The organism is Laceyella sacchari, assembly GCF_024927925.1.
GTDB classification, from domain to species: Bacteria; Bacillota; Bacilli; order Thermoactinomycetales; family Thermoactinomycetaceae; genus Laceyella; species Laceyella sacchari.
Genome location: NZ_CP103866.1, coordinates 399607 through 415425 on the forward strand (window position 1 = coordinate 399607; position 15819 = coordinate 415425).

The window sequence follows — 15819 nt, forward strand, 5'->3', positions numbered from 1 at the left end:
AAGCATGGCTATTGACATTTCTCAAACCCAATAATTGAGAAATGGAATGTAATATCATAGGGTCGATAAGCCTATGGGGTTACATTTTTTTGTGTGTTAAAGCCAATTATATTCTGCACGAACAACATGGAGTGGTGCGCTTAAACCATTTTTGTCCGTGTGAAAACGTTTAACTTGGCTTCGAGGTTTCTTGGTGGGAAAGGAGGTCTGTATGGTGGAACGATCTGTGCCTCAGCAATCAGCTGCTGAACCGATCCTCGAATCGATCGAAGCGGCTTCAAGGGCAACTTGGCGCGACTTTGTGGAAGTGACCAAACCGGGCATCAATAAAAGCAATTTGTTTGCTACTTTTGCCGGTTATTTGCTAGCGGCGAGGTTTGCATTGTTCGACTGGAGCACGCTGGTGTTCACTCTCTTGGGCACGGCATTGGTCATAGCGGGCGGATGCGCGATCAATAACTATTACGACCGTGACATCGACCCATTAATGGAGCGTACCAAGTCTAGGCCCGTACCGGATGGAAGGCTAAAACCGAAGACGGTCCTGTGGTATGGAACCCTATTAACTGTGTTAGGGACGCTCGCGCTCGCCTTTGGAGTGAATCTCTTAAGCGCTGCCTTGGCATTGGTCGGGTTTGGGGTTTATGTATTCATCTACACCATGTGGTTGAAGCGCACAAGCACATGGAATACAGTCATTGGTGGTGTGTGCGGCTCCGTCCCTCCGATGCTAGGTTGGGTCGCAGTGACCAATTCGCTTGATTTGAATGCCTGGGCGCTCTTTTTGATTCTGTTTATGTGGCAGCCTCCGCACTTTTATGCGCTGGCGATACTAAAAGAAGATGACTATCGCCGAGCGGGCATTCCGATGCTTCCTGTTGTTAAAGGGTTGAAGGAGACCAAGAAACAGACGCTGATCTTTACGCTATTATTGATCCCATCATCCGTATTGCTCTTTGTGACCGGTGCCGGCAGTTGGTTCTATCTGATCTGTTCCCTGGTGCTGGGTGGTGTGTATGTCGCTTTGGCTGTCAAGGGGTTTTATACAGATGATCAAGTAAAATGGTCAAAGCAGATGTTTTTCTACTCCTTGATTTATTTAACAACGATTCTGTTGGTCATGATGTTGGATGTGGTCATTACAGAAGGCATCGCAATGCTGACAAAATAGAAACAGTGCTTATAAATAGCTTGATATAGATCTTTTGCACTGTGAATTCAGTGATCCGTCCCGCTGGTTACATTGGGGCGGGTCAAGTTAACAGAAAGTGAGGTTTGATCGTGGTGAGTCGACAAGGAATGTGGCGAGTATTGACAGTGCTGTTGCTCGCGACTTTGGTCCTCTCTGGATGCCAAGGCCATGACAGTTTAAACGTTTTGGACCCATCCGGTTCTGCGGGACAAAAGCAACTTGACCTCATCAAGTGGAGTTTCTTCCTCATGTGTGGGGTTTTTGCAGTGGTAATTACGATCTTTATTTATGTTCTTATCCGCTTCAGAAAACGCAAAGGCATAGATGTGATACCGGAACAGACTCATGGTAGCAACACCCTTGAGATCATTTGGACTGTCATACCGATCATCTTGTTGGCGGTGTTGGCGGTACCAACGGTGACATACACCTTTGATTTGGCGGATATGCCTCGCGAAGATGATTCCATCAAGGTAAAAGTGACTGGCTATCAATATTGGTGGGAGTTCCAATATGAAGGAATGAACATCAAAACCGCTCAGGAATTACATATTCCTGTGGGCAAAAAAGTTCATTTGGAAATTCACGGTAAAGATGTATTGCACTCTTTCTGGGTGCCTGCACTTGGCGGTAAAATGGACGTAATTCCCGGTCGTGTTAACACGATGTGGCTGGACGCGAAAAAACCGGGTGTATACCAAGGAAAATGTGCGGAGTTGTGTGGTGCAGGACATGCTCTGATGGATTTCAAAGTCATTGCCGAAGAACAGGCTGACTTCGACAAATGGGTAGCGCAAATGCAAAAGCCTGCCGTAGCGCAAACGGCATCCCAAAAAGAAGGCGAAAAAATCTTCATGCAAAACTGTTTGGGTTGCCACGCTGGCAACAACCCACGCATCATCGGCCCGGACTTGAACAAGTTTGGTACACGCACGACCATTGCTGGTATTTTGCCGCATGATGAGCAGAACTTGAAAAAATGGCTCAAAGATCCGACAAGTGTCAAACCTGGCACACTCATGCCGAAAATTGACTACTTGGAGCCAAAAGAAATGGACGCGTTGGTTGATTACCTGATGAACCGTAAGTAATTTTTTGACTTATGGCCATGACAACAAATCATTTTGAACATCTCGTTTAAGAAGGAGGGAACACCATGGGGACGCTTATCGTGCTAATCGTCTTTGCTTTGTTCATCACGGCGATTTTAACGGGTGGCTATAACAAGGAGGCCATCGAAAAATTCAAGAAGAGCAAAGCATGGGATTGGCTCACCACGGTGGACCATAAAAAGATTGGGATAATGTATTTCATCTCGGGTTTCTTCTTCTTCCTCATCGGTGGTATCGAAGCAATCTTCATGCGGATGCAGTTGATTGTTCCGCATAACGACCTGTTTGTGGGGGATACCTTTAACCAGCTGTTGACCATGCACGGCACAACCATGATTTTCTTGGCAGCGATGCCGTTGCTTTTCGGTCTGATGAATGCCGTGATTCCGTTGCAAATCGGGGCGCGCGACGTTGCGTTTCCGTTTTTGAACTCACTTGGTTTCTGGCTGTTTACAGCAGGGGGACTTCTTCTCAACCTGAGCTGGATCTTTGGCGGAGCGCCTGATGCTGGGTGGACGTCTTATACCACACTCGCATTGAATGATTATAGCCCTGGACCTGGGATAGACTATTATGTGTTGGGCTTGCAGATTTCCGGTATTGGTACGTTGATTGGTGGTTTGAACTTCATTGTCACCGTCATCAACATGCGTGCACCGGGTATGACTTTCTTGAGAATGCCGATGTTCACATGGACTTCGTTTATTTCTTCAGCACTGATCCTGTTCGCCTTCCCGGCGCTGACAGTGGGTCTGTTGCTGTTGATGTTCGACCGGTTGTTCGGAGCCAACTTCTTTGATCACGCCATGGGCGGTAGCTCCGTGATCTGGGAGCACTTGTTCTGGATCTTCGGTCACCCGGAAGTATATATCGTGATTTTGCCGGCTTTCGGTATCATGTCGGAAGTTATCAGCACGTTCTCCAAAAAGCGTTTGTTCGGTTACACCTCCATGGTTTTCGCAACTGTGGTAATCGGCTTCTTGGGCTTCATGGTTTGGGTACACCATATGTTCACAGTGGGCTTGGGTCCATGGTCCAACTCGGTGTTCGCGGTAGCGACGATGACCATCGCCGTGCCAACGGGGATCAAGGTGTTCAACTGGCTGTTTACCATGTGGGGCGGACAGATCCGGTTTAAGACAGCCATGCTGTTTGCCGTAGGGTTTATCCCCACCTTCGTAATGGGTGGGATGACAGGGGTCATGCTGGCGTTGCCACCTGCTGACTTCCAGTATCAAGACAGTTACTTCGTTGTTGCGCACTTCCACTACGTGCTCGTTGGTGGTACGGTCATGGGTATCTTTGCAGGTGCCTATTACTGGTGGCCGAAAATGTTCGGTAAGATGTTGAATGAGACGTTGGGTAAAATCCATTTCTGGACGTTCCTGATCGGCTTCCATCTCACCTTCTTCCCGCAACACTTCTTGGGATTGTTCGGGATGCCACGTCGGGTGTTCACCTACCAAGCCAATGTGGGTCTGGAACAGTTGAACCTGCTTAGCACCATCGGGACGATCGGTATGGTAATTGGTACGTTGGCGTTCATCTTCAACATTGTGATCACCTTCAAGAAAGGTACGAAAGCTCCGGCTGATCCATGGGATGGACGTACGTTGGAATGGTCGATCTCTTCGCCAGCTCCAGAGTACAACTTCGCACAATTGCCATTGGTTCGTGGTTATGACGCATGGTTTATGGAGAAGCAAGCGGGCAATAAAGAAATGCCGGCGGCTGAACCACTCGGTTCGATTCATATGCCATCTCCATCTTTCATTCCGCTATTGATGTCGATCGGATTCTTTGTGGCTGGGTTTGGTTTCGTGGCCCGCGGCGACTATTCGATGGGGATTCTGGGCTTGATCATTGTGTTCATCGCTATGTTTATGCGCTCGTTTGATCAAGATCACGGCTATCATATCGAACCGCATGAAATCGAAGAAGCGAATAAGGGGGTTAAGGCATAATGGCAGCACAAACCGAAGTGAAGGCAAACCCCAATATGCCTAACCATCTGGAAACGGCAACCTTGGACGGCAAGAATAAAGTACTTGGTTTTTGGCTCTTCTTGGGAGCAGAGACCGTGTTGTTCGCTTGCTTGTTCGGGACGTATCTCGCTCTGCGCAATCAAACGCTGGGCGGCCCGAACGGACAAGAGTTGTTTGACTTGAAATTGGTTGCCGCAGCAACGGCCATTCTGTTGACCAGTAGCTTGACCAGCGTGTTGGCCATGATGAAGATGAACCAGCTGAATTACAAAGCGATGCAATTGTGGTTGGGCATCACCGTGTTGCTCGGTGCTTCGTTCTTGGGTCTGGAGATTTACGAGTTTATTCACTATGTCCATGAAGGGCACACGTTTATGAGCAGCGCGTTCGGTTCTTCGTTCTATGCGCTGGTCGGCACGCACGGTGCGCACGTTACCTTCGGGATCGTTTGGATCTCCACGCTGATGATTCAAGCGGCCAAACGGGGCATCACCAAGGAGACAGCTCCCAAGCTGTTTGTCTCCAGCCTGTATTGGCACTTTATCGACGTAGTCTGGGTTTTCATTTTCAGTTTGGTATACTTGCTCGGAAAGGTGGGTTAAGCGGTGGCACAGCAACCTAACACATCCAACCATGCTGCATCGGGTAGTTCTGAGAGCGCGACAAAACACGTCTTGTCGTTTTTGCTGATGATTGCCCTGACGGTAGTAGCGTTTGCTCTTGTGATGTATGATATTGTTCCAACGAACATGATTCTGCCGCTGATCCTTGTCTTGGCTACGATTCAAGTGTTCTTGCAACTTTTCACCTTTATGCACTTGAATCAAAAAGGAACCGCGTTTTACACGATCTTTATGGTTACAGGCATTTTGATTGCGGTGGTTTCTGCTGTGGGAATCATCTTGATGTAGCGATCAAGGCCCTTCCGTCCAAAGCGGACGAGAAGGGCTTTTTGTTTTGATTGTGGCAGTCGGTGTTTTTCGTGTCACTTCGTTTATCTTGCGTGACGGGATGGAGGGACGCTTTAGTATCTGCTGCTTTACTTGTCAAAACAGCCCCTTGTGTTACGCATTCTTGATATGCGGTTGTGCGTTAGCCTAGTAATCAACCAACCTACGTCTTTGAGTAGAGGCATAGGAATACTTATATTTAAAAATAATTGCAATCTGTTTTGTAATCTCGTTTATTTTGTATGATTTACCCGTTATCATAAATGGTGAATCTTATCACTTTGATCCAACAATTGAGGGATGTACACCATGTTGTCAACCTGGTTTGGTAAGAGAGAGCGAAATGACGTTTCTTTGGTTAGGAAGTTTGAATTGTCTGAAGGTCTGGGGCTGGGTGCGGTAACCGGATTGGGATACTTTGCGGCTTATTTGTCGGAAAGTGCCTACAAAGCTTATTTCGGGTTACCTTCGCTTTATGCCGACATCAGCTTGAATGCTATTGTTTTAGCGATGTCTTGCATTGTGGTGGTGGGTTTGTTGTTTTGGGTGTTCACACAACATGATCACTTGCGACGAACCGGCCAGTATTTGTTGCCGGTATTGCTACCGCTTTCTGTCGGGTTCATGTTGGGATTAAAACTGGATTTCCGAGTGGAACAATCTTTGTTGCTGATCGTTTTTTATCTGCTCTTGTTCATTCTTTTTATGGCGGCGTTGTTTATCTTGGCAGTGTACAAACAGTGGGTTTCGGCAGGGGCTTTATTCATTGTAATCGTGATGACCGTCTCCAGCGCCAGCGGATATTTGGTAGCTTCCAACCAAGTGGAATATTTGGTTGTGCGCAAAGGAAACGCCACCTACGCGGTGGTGGATGTGTATAAAGAGTCGCTGGTGTTGATGCCAGTTGATCTCAAAAAACGCACCGTCAAGCCAGAGTATCTTTTTATCGATCACAAGACGGAGCTACAAGCGGCCATGCAATTGCAAAAGAAGAGAATCGGTCCATTGACACTCGAGCAATGAAAAAATACAGCGCACAGCCTGGATTTGCGCAAAATCGGCTGTCCGCTGTTTTATTTGGTTTCAGGGAAAAAAGCCGAGCTTTCGATGGTTCGATATTTGCGAGACACTTGGGTGTCAACATATTGCTTCCACATCCGTTTGGCGCAGTCGGTCGAACAGATCGGCGATTCAAAACTGATCTCCACATATCGTGCTTCATTGCCACAGATGGAACAAGGAGCGGTCTCGACTGCAGGAACGAGCAAGTCTTCTGTTTGCAAAGATTTGATTGGTTCCAAATCATTCTCTCCTTTCCAGTATGGTGGTGCAGTCATCCATAACCTGCAAAAGAGGAGAAACGTGAATATGTTCATGTTTCTACTAACTATTTTCTCATAAAATCTTGCATTTCTAAAGTCTATTTCCATCTAATTATGCTTCGTTTTTAAAAAAATGGTTGTACAGACGTTGAAATGGCAGGGGTTTGCGCTGGTTTTTTCCATATTTGTCCTTTTGGATGAATCCCTGGAACCATCACGAGTACCTTTTTGAGATTAATTAGGATGATGAAAGATGGTTTTCAGTCATAAAAAAAGAAGCAGACAGGGAGATGTTTGGAAGTGGTGAAAATGGGGTGGAAGCAGTACATGGAGAGAGCGTGACGGGAACATTATGGTGATGATGGAACTCTCAGGATGTGGTGCTCGAGCCGTTTCACCCGGCTCGCCGCAATGATTTGAATATTCTCTCTATTGCGGCGAGCGAGTGTTGAAACGAGTTATCCTGACTGGGCAATGCCAAGGGGGCTCTTCAGCCGCAACAGATCCTTTTGCTTATGGATAAGCAATTCTTCCTTGATCCGCAACATGGTGATCAAAAATGACGATGGTTCCTCCAGATGGGGGCAGTGCGCTGAGTTTTCAAACCAAATTAAGTCCTTGGCAGGCGCGGATAGGTGGTCAAAAAAACGCTGTTGTAATTCATGGGGAGAGAGATAGTCATATTTGCCCACGCATAAATAGACAGGGATTGCAACCGTTTGCACGTCGTCAAAGAGGTTGATGCGCATAATCTCTCGGCCGATACTGCGCATGTGCAGGCGCATCCCTTTATAATAGCGCCACCAATCGAGAAGTGTGTACTCCGTGGAAAAGAAGCCGCGTAACAAGAAACGGAAAATGCTCCCTTTTCTCACATCTCCACCGAAACGGGAGACCCATTTGTGGTGTGCATACAGGTCACGTGTGCGCTTGTAAGGAGGGTACCCCAGCCGTTGCAATGCGGATATGGCCCGCCGTTTTTCCAATTGCCGCGCGTGGATCAGCACATGCTGATAGGAGATGAGTTCCCCTTTTTCCACATTGCTCAACTGGCCAATGCCGATATAGGCGTGGAGAAGTTCTGGATGTATTTGGGCAAACAAGATCCCGAGGATGCTACCCCAAGAATGGCCAGCCAAAAAGACGCGTTTCTGGTTGAAGCGAGTCAGCAAGTATTGAATCAATTCATATATATCGTCAATATGTTGCTGAATGGTCATGTCCGCTTTTAACAGCCGTGGGGAGAATGATTTTCCCGTGCCGCGCATGTCCCAGTTCACAACCAAAAAATGTTTTTCCAGCTCTTGTTGATAATGGCGGGCAAAACCAATCTGGGCAAACCCGGGACCCCCGTGCAGAAACAACAGCAACGGATGGCTTTGATCCCGTCCGCGAACCATGATGGTTTGCTCCTGCCCACCCAGTATGATTTTTTCAATTGTAGCAACACTGCCCTCAATTTTTCTTTTCTTCAAGTCGAAAAATTGGGGGGTTCTACTTTTAAACATGAATTTCCCACCTTTTTGAGCGATTTTGCAGAAGTTTGGTTTGGGGATAAGATATTCTCTGTTTTCTACTTATTTCCTTCAAGAACTGGATAAATTTTGCCTGCTTGCCGAGAAATGTGCGAAAAGCAATAGCGCAGAGGGAGGATAATAGGAGAAAAAACGTCGCATGGTGGTGTGCGTACGCCGAACAGCGGGAAAATAAAAAGGGAACACGCCGCGGATGGCTGCGTGCGTGTCCCCAAGGGTTATTGATCTTCTGTGTTGACCATATGATGCGCTGCCATAACCAGCCGTGCCCATAGTGACTCGCGGACAGCTCCCTGAACTCCAGCTTCGTCCAATGCTTCGCTCATGCAAGCTAACCAAGCTTCTGCACGGGCGGGGGTGATAGGGAAGGGGAGGTGCCGTGCTCTAAGCATTGGATGGCCGTATTTCTCCGAATACAGGGGAGGGCCACCTAAAAACTGCGTGAGAAATAATCGCTGTTTTTCCATCACGGGTGTGATGTCCTCAGGGAAAATCGGCTTCAGCAAGGGATGTGCCTGCACTCGTGGGTAGAATGCCTCTACAATCGCGCGCACCGTTTTTGCGCCGCCGATGGCTTCGTAGGGTGTTTTCGTTTGATCCATTATGTACACCTCCTAACAGGGCGCTCCAGAGCTGGCCCTAAACCTAGATTGCATTATTTGCTAGTGTGTTTGCATCACCGCAACTCCTCTCATTGAGAGGGTTTCATCTTTTTGAAAGCCCGTTCTACAGCGCGCACGGTGAATTGGATGTCTTCTTCGCTATGGGCGGTAGTGAGGAACCAAGCTTCATATTTGGATGGGGCCAAATAGACGCCTTCTTCAAGCATCAATCGGAAAAACTGGCCGAACAGCTCACCATCAGCCCGCTTCGCGCCTTCATAATCCGTCACTTGCTCTTCGGTGAAGTAGACGGTGAACGCGCCCCCTACCCGGTTTAGGCTGATCGTGATGCCATGTTTCTTGGCCAAACGCTTAATCTCATCTGCCAAGGTTTTGCCCATTTGATCCAACCGTTCGTAAGTCCCGGGTTGTCTGAGGGTTTCAACACAGGCGATTCCGGCGGCAATGGAGAGGGGATTGCCAGCCATGGTTCCTGCTTGGTACATCGGTCCCATCGGTGAGACTTTTTCCATGATGTGCCGTTTGCCGCCATAGGCGCCGATGGGCAGGCCGCCGCCGATGATTTTGCCGAGAGCGGTCAAGTCGGGCTCGACACCGAACATGGTTTGGACGCCGCCGTAGTGGAAGCGGAAGCCAGTGATCACTTCATCATAGATCACAAGCGCGCCCGCCTCATGAGCCAGCTTGTTCACTGTTTGCAAAAAGCCAGGGTTAGGCGGAACGATGCCGAAGTTGCCAACCAAAGGTTCTACCAAAACCGCCGCGATTTCATCGCCCCAATGGTCGAGCGCTTCTTGCAAGGTGTCGATTCGATTGTACGGGACGGTAATCACTTCTTGCGCAATGCTGGCGGGAACCCCTGCACTGTCGGGTGTACCGAGTGTGGAAGGACCCGAACCGGCAGCAACCAGTACCAAGTCGGAGTGCCCGTGATAGCAACCGGCGAACTTCAGGATCTTGGTGCGGCCGGTGTAGGCGCGGGCCAAGCGGATAGTGGTCATCACCGCTTCAGTGCCACTGTTGACAAAACGAATCTGTTCCATGGTCGGGATCGCTTCACGGAGCATGGTGGCAAACCGCACTTCTTTTTCTGTAGGTGTGCCATACAATACGCCGGCAGAAGCCGTTTCGATGATGGCGGCAGTCACGACAGGATGAGCGTGACCCAAGATGATCGGACCGAATGCGGCCAAATAATCGATGTATCGGTTTCCATCCTCATCCCAGAAGTAGGGTCCTTGCGCTTTTTTCATAAAAATGGGCGTGCCGTTGCCCACAGCACGAAAAGACCGTGATGGACTGTTCACACCGCCCACGATCACATCGCACGCTTCATTATATAATTGAATAGAACGGTCGATTTTCAATAGCACTTCCTCCTTTATTCCATCTTTGTCAATTGTAACGCTGTTTTCTCGTACTGCCTAGGCTTCGAGGCGCAAGACTTGTTGTTGTCTCAACGTTTGCACCTGTGATATTCTCAGATTGGGAATATATACGCTTTTTACGGATTGTAAGAATATAACTTGGTTGTTGGAATTGGGAAGAAATGTTTGGAGGCGAAGAATGTTGTCGTTTTTTGGAGTGGGTGAAATATACCGAAATGGTTATCGGGTAGAACATGTCGTAAAATTTTTTGATGGGGAACTCGCGGTGGCTCGCAAAGACGACCAACGGTATTATTTGCAATCCGCAATGTTACAGAAGCAAGCCCCTTCACGGGCGATTCAACAATACCGCACTTTGCACCATCCGCTTGTGCTTCCGTATGAAGAAGTTTATACAGAAGAGCGCTCCATCGTATTCATTCGACCTTATGAGGCGATTCACCCGCTACGTGAAGTGATTTCTTCGCGGGAGGTTGATGAAGATCAAGTGGTCGAGTGGGGGCGTCAGCTACTTTCTTTGGAAATTGAGTTGAAGTCCAAGCCCATGCCCATGTATTTGTTGTTGGATCCGCGCAACATTGGGCTAAACGACCAGGATGAATTACGTGTACTTTTTTGCGGATTGGAACAGATTACGGCCCAATCACGCACATTGGATTGGGGCTCGTTTTTTTTCAGCCTGCTTTCGGGCCAGTACTTGGAGGAGCCGTTGGAGAAAATGCCAGCCGACTTTCCTTGTTCCAAGCCCATGTCCAAGCTGATCCAGCGTAGCTTGAAAAAACAATCGCCTGAGTCAGTGCTGTCCCAGATTGATGCGTACAAGAAAAAGCAGAAGCAGGGCGGGGGGTTCTTCGATTTCCTGTTTGGCTCGACGAAAGAGGAAACCAAACCACGGCCAAAAAAAGTGGAGGAGCAAGCTGCCAAAGAACAGCCGGTGCCAAAGCAACAGAAGGATGAGGAACCATTCTCGGTTACCGAAACGCCCGTGGCCCCTGTGGACAACAAAGAACAGCAACAGAACTATGACAGGCTGGAAGAAGAGCGCTTAGAGCAGTTGCGCTTGGAGTTTGAGCGGCGCCAAGAGGAGCTGTTGCGGAAACAGCGGGAAGAATTGGAGCGCAAACAACAGGAGCTGTTGGAAAAGCAACGCAAGGAGTTTGAGCAAAAAGAGCGGGAGCTTTTGGCCAAGCAAAAAGAAGAGTTTAAGCAGCGCATCACCGAGCCGGAAGAACAAGAGAGCTGGGAACGTGAGCAAGAAGAGAAAGAGCGGCTCGAACAAGAGAAAAAAGAACAAGAGAGACTAGAGCAAGAGCGTATCGAACAAGAGCGCCTCGAGCAGGAGAGAAAAGAGCAAGAGCGGTTGGAGGAAGAACGCCGTGCCTGGGAGCAGCGTGAACGCGAACGGATTGAGAAAGAGCAAGAGGACCGTGTGCAAGCCGAATTGGAAAAGCTGAAGCAGGAACGGCTGGAGTGGGAGAAGAAGCGGCAGGAGTTGGAACGCAAAGAGGAGGAGCTCAAGGAGCGCTTACAAAAGGAATTTGAAGAGCTGGCGCAAAAGCTTTTGAAAAAACAAGAAGAAGAATTCCAGCGGCGCCAAGAAGAGATGCTCAAAGCCCAACGGGAACTCCTGGAGAGCAAGACCAAGGAACGGTTGGAGAAACAGCGGGAGGAGCTTGAACAGACATCCAAGCGTTACTTAATCACTCCGCAACACACCAAGCCACGCGCAAGCCTGTTTGATTTATTGCCCAAGGATCATCAGTTAAAGGGCAAGCCACAGAGCGAAGCGGAGCCAACACCGCCGGCGGAAGAGCAACCAAAACCGGTTGATCCGCAACCGCCGATAGCTGAATCCAAACAGGAAAAAGAAAAGCAAGGCACTGAGGAGAAAGCCAGCTTGCGCCAGGAGAAGTTGGAGCGGGAAAGCCAGGAGCAAGATCAGTTGGCACTGCAATTTGAAGAATATATGAAGCAGATGATGGGCGATGAGTCTTAAGCACCGCCCCGTCTCTCCCTTTTTTACCATGTGAAGGAGTGACAATGCATGATGCCGATTTTCAAATCATTGGCGAGTATCGGGATTGGGTCAGCGACCGTCGATACGCGCCTTGAATCAAAACAATTTCATCCGGGTGATACCGTCAAAGGTGAGGTGTTGGTCAAAGGGGGGCAGGCACCACAGGATATCACCACTATATATCTCTATTTGGTTGCCGATGTTTCCAAGGGTGACAAGAAGACGCAAGTGACCATTGAAAAGTACCAACTGTCCCAACCATTTACCATTCAAGCGGAAGAGCGGAAGCTGATTCCGTTCCAGATCAAGCTTCCGATGTCCACGCCGATGTCGACAGGCAATTATCCTGTCTATTTTAAAACCGGTTTGGATATAAAAATGGCCATTGATCCAACAGATTTAGATAAAATTGAAGTGTTTCCTACTCCGCTGGTTCAAAAGTTGCTCAAACAAGTGGAAGACGCAGGTTTTATCTTGTACCGGATCCACAATGAACATGATACGACGGTCAAACCGCACCCGTTTTTTCAGATGTTTCAATTCAAGCCGATGGGTCGCTACCACGGCTACGTTGATGAATTGAATATTATCTTTTTTGTCTCAGAAGTCAGCATTCATATGGAAATCGAAATGATCCGTTCAGGACGGGTACTTAACAGTTCGTTTGCGTGGGAATATCATGATCCCAATGGCACCTTGTTTATCAATGGTCAGCAAGTTGCCGATGATCCCATGTTGAAGATTCAGGAGATGTTAAACCGCAAGCCGGGCAATACCATGGCCTAAAGGCGCAGGATGCATGGCAAAAATAAATTCACTTAGAAGAGAGGGAGCTTGAGCATATGTCGTTTTTTGGTAAAGCATTAGCAAGCATCGGGGTAGGCTCCGCCAAAGTGGATACCCGCTTGGAAAAAGCCACATATCGCCAGGGGGATATCATTCGCGGGGAGGTATTCGTGCAAGGAGGACAAGCCCCGCAACTGATTGAGGATATCTATCTGTATTTGGTCATGCAGTACCAACACGAAGGGTCTGAGCATGAATACGTCATCGATGAATTCCGTCTGACGGATGCTTTTGAGATCGGTGTGCGGGAAACGCAAGTGTTGCCGTTTCAATTCCAGCTACCGTATGATGCACCGGTATCGACGGGAGGTTCTCCCATTTATGTGAAAACGGGTTTGGACATTAAAATGGCAGTGGATCCAAGTGATACGGACGGAATTGAGATTTTGCCCCACCCGCTGGTCGATACCGTGTTGCACGCGGTAGAAGAGGTGGGCTTTCGTTTGAGCAGTGTCACCTTCGCCTTTGATAAGTTTTATTCTCGCCACCCGTTTGTCCAAGAATACCGCCTTGCGCCGTTGGGGCCCTATCAAGCGGAGTTGGATGAAATCATCCTTGTCTTCTATCCGCATATGAGTGAAGTGGACGTGATTCTGTCATTGGATCGCAAAGCTGTCGACCTGATGAGTTCAATGGAAGAGGCGTTGAATTTGGATGAGCGGATCATTCGGTTCACAGTGACGCAAAAGGAAGTGGAGCATACCACTACCCAATTGCAAGCGAAAATCAAACAACTGATTGATCAGCATCTGTAAAGGAAAAAAGCCAACTTCTCACGCCGGAAGTTGGCTTTTGTACATCAGTCGGTACAATAGCCGATAGCTGAGAGAGCGGCTTAATGAAACTTTATTAAAGTAAGTTGCTTATAATGTCTTCGCAAAGAACCTTTTTTTTGGTATGCTATAGAAGGCAATGGGAAAAATGCTTTTGAAATAGACAGTAGTGGGGTATTCCATGTTGGGAATGCCTTTTTTCGTTAGTATCTATGAAAACAACAGAAGGTTATCCCAAAGCCTTCTGTTTCATGGCAGTGATTGTGAAAGGAGAGGGAGAATGCGTTCGATTGAGGCGCGTGGCCTGACAAAAGAATTTAAGGTGTATCAAAGCCGCCCGGGGCTCAAGGGGGCGTTTCGTGATCTGCTGAACAGGCAATATCGCACCATTCGCGCGGTAGATGCCATTGATTTGACGATTGAACAAGGCGAGATGGTGGCCTACATCGGTGAAAACGGAGCCGGTAAGTCGACAACGATCAAGATGTTGACTGGTATTTTGCAACCGACAGCCGGTGAATTGAAAGTGAATGGTTTTGATCCGCACCGGGAGCGGGAGAAATTTGTCAAGACGATCGGCGTGGTTTTCGGGCAACGGAGCCAGTTGTGGTGGGACATCGCTGTGCAAGAATCTTTTCGGCTGTTGAAACAAGTGTACCAAGTGCCTGACACCGACTATAAAAAACGGCTGGATCGGATGATCGAGGTGTTGGACATCGGTGGGCTTTTGGATCAACCGGTGCGTAAATTAAGTCTTGGGCAACGGATGCGGTGCGAATTGGTTGCGTCGCTGATCCACCAACCTAAGTTGTTGTTTTTGGACGAGCCGACGATTGGGTTGGATGTGCTGGTGAAAGAGAACATCCGTCGGTTTTTGCGGGAGATCAACCGTGAATTTGGTACGACTGTGCTGTTGACGACACATGACATCTCCGACATCGAAGCTCTTTGTTCCCGCGTGGTGATGTTAGATCAGGGCAAAGTAATTTATGACGGCGGTTTGCAAGAGCTGCGCCGCAATTGGGCCAAAGGGAAAAAAGTTCACTTCGAGTTGGCGCAGGAAGTGGACATGAGCGAGCTGGAAGCGAGAACGGCAGGCATGCCGATTCGCTGGGAGCGAAAAGGAGAACGGCAAGTCGTTTTGCATGTGGAACAACCTGATTTGGCAGTCTCCGACGTGTTGGCGCAAATTGTTCAGCATGTGCATATTGTCGAGATGCAGATTGAAGAAGTGTCGACGGAAGAGATTGTGCGTAAGATTTACCAGGAGGGGATGACGCTTGCTTAAAATGTATTTGGAAGTCATCCGCATCCGGTTTCTGATGATGTTGGCTTACCGCGTGAACTATTACAGCGGGATTGTCATTTACAGCATCAATATCGGCGTCTATTATTTCCTGTGGATGTCGATTTATGGGGATAAGCCATCGTTGCAGGGCCTGACTGCGGTGCAAATGGCTACCTACATCGCTGTCTCTTGGATGGCGCGGGCTTTTTATTTTAACAACTTGGATCGGGAGATTGCACAAGAAATCCGGGACGGTACGGTGGCGATCCAATTGATCCGCCCATACCACTATTTGATTGTTAAAGCGTTTCAAGGATTGGGTGAAGGCGTATTTCGTCTGCTGCTGTTCAGCGTACCAGGCATGTTGGTGGTGTCGCTTGTGTTTACGTTGGATCTTCCCGGATTATCGTGGGATTGGTTGAGATTTGCCTGTAGCTTGTTCCTCGGATTTATCATCAATGTGGAAGTGAACTTGCTGACAGGGGTGTTGGCCTTTTTTATTTTAAACAATGAAGGGATGATTTGGGCCAAACGCATGATTGTGGATCTGTTGTCCGGATTGACGATCCCGATCGCCTTCTTCCCGGGATGGGCGCAGGCGGTGCTCAGTTACCTGCCTTTCCAAGCGATCAGCTATCTGCCCAGCATGGTGCTGGTTAAAGGCCTCTCGGGGGATGCGTTTTGGCATGCGCTCTCGGTGCAGGCGGCTTGGTGCGTCCTGTTGGCAATCCCCGTGCAACTCATTTGGCTGAGAGCGCGCAAAACCTTGATTGTGCAGGGGGGCTAAT

The 15819-nt window shown here is 48.5% G+C and carries 15 protein-coding genes; 11 read left to right on the top strand and 4 right to left on the bottom strand.

The features are described 5' to 3' along the window. Positions 1 to 211 precede the first annotated feature (211 nt). The 6 genes from cyoE to NYR52_RS02180 all read left to right on the top strand — a co-directional run bounded on the left by cyoE (position 212) and on the right by NYR52_RS02180 (position 6262). Positions 212 to 1171, top strand: coding sequence for a heme o synthase (gene cyoE / locus NYR52_RS02155; protein WP_132223376.1), 960 nt, complete (start codon positions 212 to 214; stop codon positions 1169 to 1171). A gap of 110 nt (positions 1172 to 1281) precedes the next feature. Beyond that, positions 1282 to 2283: a cytochrome c oxidase subunit II gene (gene coxB, locus NYR52_RS02160; protein ID WP_310795328.1), complete on the top strand. Its 1002-nt coding sequence runs from the start codon at positions 1282 to 1284 to the stop codon at positions 2281 to 2283. Between the two features lie 65 nt (positions 2284 to 2348). Further along, the gene (gene ctaD, locus NYR52_RS02165; RefSeq protein ID WP_259436186.1) at positions 2349 to 4268 is read left to right on the top strand and encodes a cytochrome c oxidase subunit I; all 1920 of its coding nucleotides are present in this window, start codon (positions 2349 to 2351) and stop codon (positions 4266 to 4268) included. Continuing rightward, the gene (locus tag NYR52_RS02170) at positions 4268 to 4891 is read left to right on the top strand and encodes a cytochrome (ubi)quinol oxidase subunit III (RefSeq protein WP_259436187.1); all 624 of its coding nucleotides are present in this window, start codon (positions 4268 to 4270) and stop codon (positions 4889 to 4891) included. Before ctaD ends, NYR52_RS02170 begins: the two co-directional genes overlap by 1 nt. A gap of 3 nt (positions 4892 to 4894) precedes the next feature. After that, positions 4895 to 5200: a cytochrome C oxidase subunit IV family protein gene (locus NYR52_RS02175; protein WP_022735668.1), complete on the top strand. Its 306-nt coding sequence runs from the start codon at positions 4895 to 4897 to the stop codon at positions 5198 to 5200. A gap of 348 nt (positions 5201 to 5548) precedes the next feature. Then, positions 5549 to 6262 (top strand): hypothetical protein, encoded by a 714-nt coding sequence (locus tag NYR52_RS02180; protein ID WP_259436188.1) that lies wholly within the window; start codon positions 5549 to 5551, stop codon positions 6260 to 6262. Positions 6263 to 6312: 50 nt separating this feature from the next. Here the strand turns inward: NYR52_RS02180 and NYR52_RS02185 are convergent, their stop codons facing one another. The 4 genes from NYR52_RS02185 to NYR52_RS02200 all read right to left on the bottom strand — a co-directional run bounded on the left by NYR52_RS02185 (position 6313) and on the right by NYR52_RS02200 (position 10092). Then, positions 6313 to 6540 (bottom strand): hypothetical protein, encoded by a 228-nt coding sequence (locus NYR52_RS02185; protein ID WP_259436189.1) that lies wholly within the window; start codon positions 6538 to 6540, stop codon positions 6313 to 6315. 479 nt (positions 6541 to 7019) lie between these two features. Further along, the gene (locus NYR52_RS02190) at positions 7020 to 8069 is read right to left on the bottom strand and encodes an alpha/beta fold hydrolase (RefSeq protein ID WP_259436190.1); all 1050 of its coding nucleotides are present in this window, start codon (positions 8067 to 8069) and stop codon (positions 7020 to 7022) included. A gap of 245 nt (positions 8070 to 8314) precedes the next feature. Further along, a complete protein-coding gene (locus NYR52_RS02195) occupies positions 8315 to 8701 on the bottom strand; it encodes a globin domain-containing protein (protein ID WP_029071690.1) in 387 nt (128 codons plus the stop codon). An 86-nt stretch (positions 8702 to 8787) separates the two neighbouring features. Continuing rightward, entirely contained in the window at positions 8788 to 10092 is a 1305-nt protein-coding gene (locus NYR52_RS02200) for a glutamate-1-semialdehyde 2,1-aminomutase (protein WP_211341941.1), read from the bottom strand. A 193-nt stretch (positions 10093 to 10285) separates the two neighbouring features. Between NYR52_RS02200 and NYR52_RS02205 the strand changes: the two genes are divergently transcribed. The 5 genes from NYR52_RS02205 (at position 10286) to NYR52_RS02225 (ending at position 15818) form a co-directional block, all read left to right on the top strand. Then, positions 10286 to 12103 carry a coiled-coil domain-containing protein gene (locus tag NYR52_RS02205; RefSeq protein WP_259436191.1) on the top strand — a complete coding sequence of 606 codons (1818 nt, stop codon included), beginning with the start codon at positions 10286 to 10288 and terminating at the stop codon, positions 12101 to 12103. A 48-nt stretch (positions 12104 to 12151) separates the two neighbouring features. Then, positions 12152 to 12910 (top strand): sporulation protein, encoded by a 759-nt coding sequence (locus NYR52_RS02210; protein ID WP_132223397.1) that lies wholly within the window; start codon positions 12152 to 12154, stop codon positions 12908 to 12910. Positions 12911 to 12966: 56 nt separating this feature from the next. Next, positions 12967 to 13725, top strand: a complete 759-nt coding sequence (locus NYR52_RS02215; protein WP_132223400.1) for a sporulation protein — start codon at positions 12967 to 12969, stop codon at positions 13723 to 13725. Positions 13726 to 14023: 298 nt separating this feature from the next. Continuing rightward, positions 14024 to 15031 (top strand): ABC transporter ATP-binding protein, encoded by a 1008-nt coding sequence (locus NYR52_RS02220; RefSeq protein WP_132223403.1) that lies wholly within the window; start codon positions 14024 to 14026, stop codon positions 15029 to 15031. A gap of 1 nt (position 15032) precedes the next feature. Next, positions 15033 to 15818, top strand: coding sequence for an ABC transporter permease (locus NYR52_RS02225; RefSeq protein WP_259436714.1), 786 nt, complete (start codon positions 15033 to 15035; stop codon positions 15816 to 15818). The last annotated feature ends 1 nt before the right edge of the window (position 15819 follow it).